Source organism: Halomonas sp. DP5Y7-2 (assembly GCF_019802025.1).
GTDB lineage: Bacteria > Pseudomonadota > Gammaproteobacteria > Pseudomonadales > Halomonadaceae > Halomonas > Halomonas litopenaei_A.
In genome coordinates, this window is record NZ_JAHVHY010000015.1 from 1 (window position 1) to 1,266 (window position 1,266).

The window sequence follows — 1,266 nt, forward strand, 5'->3', positions numbered from 1 at the left end:
AACCCGTAGCTTCGGTACCTGGTTTGAGCCCCGTTACATCTTCCGCGCAGGCCGACTCGACTAGTGAGCTATTACGCTTTCTTTAAAGGATGGCTGCTTCTAAGCCAACCTCCTAGCTGTCTAAGCCTTCCCACATCGTTTCCCACTTAACCAGGATTTCGGGACCTTAGCTGACGGTCTGGGTTGTTTCCCTTTTCACGACGGACGTTAGCACCCGCCGTGTGTCTCCCACGCTTGCACTCACCGGTATTCGGAGTTTGCCTCGGGTTGGTAAGTCGGGATGACCCCCTAGCCGAAACAGTGCTCTACCCCCGGCGGTGATACGTGAGGCGCTACCTAAATAGCTTTCGAGGAGAACCAGCTATCTCCGGGCTTGATTAGCCTTTCACTCCGATCCACAAGTCATCCAAATCTTTTTCAACAGATCCTGGTTCGGTCCTCCAGTTGATGTTACTCAACCTTCAACCTGCTCATGGATAGATCGCCCGGTTTCGGGTCTATTTCCAGCGACTGGTCGCCCAGTTAAGACTCGATTTCTCTACGCCTCCCCTATACGGTTAAGCTCGCCACTGAAAATAAGTCGCTGACCCATTATACAAAAGGTACGCGGTCACCGAACGAGTCGGCTCCCACTGCTTGTACGCACACGGTTTCAGGGTCTATTTCACTCCCCTCTCCGGGGTTCTTTTCGCCTTTCCCTCACGGTACTGGTTCACTATCGGTCAGTCAGGAGTATTTAGCCTTGGAGGATGGTCCCCCCGTCTTCAGTCAAGGTTTCACGTGCCTCGACCTACTCGATTTCACAACACTCAGGTTTCGGTTACGGGGCTATCACCCACTATGGCCAGATTTCCCAATCTGTTCACCTACCAGTTGTGTTGCTTAAGGGCTGGTCCCCGTTCGCTCGCCGCTACTAGGGGAATCTCGGTTGATTTCTTTTCCTCGGGGTACTTAGATGTTTCAGTTCCCCCGGTTCGCCTCTCATGCCTATATATTCAGCATGAGATACCCAAGTGATCTTGGGTGGGTTTCCCCATTCAGAGATGTCCGGGTCGCAGGTCGTTTGCCACCTCGCCGAACCTTATCGCAGGCTTCCACGTCTTTCATCGCCTCTGACTGCCAAGGCATCCACCGTGTGCGCTTCATCGCTTGACCATATAACCCCAAAAGGTCTGTCAATCGATGATGTCACGACAATTGCCGGATACGCTTGAGACGTATCTTACTTTGTCAGCATGATATACATTGTTAAAGAGCGTTAGAGTA

General features: G+C 52.1%; 1 rRNA gene. It reads right to left on the minus strand.

Features of this window, described 5'->3' with window-relative positions:
- A 23S ribosomal RNA gene (locus KUW18_RS19530) occupies window positions 1-1,155 on the minus strand; the annotation flags it as partial.
- Between the last annotated feature and the right edge of the window lie 111 nt (window positions 1,156-1,266).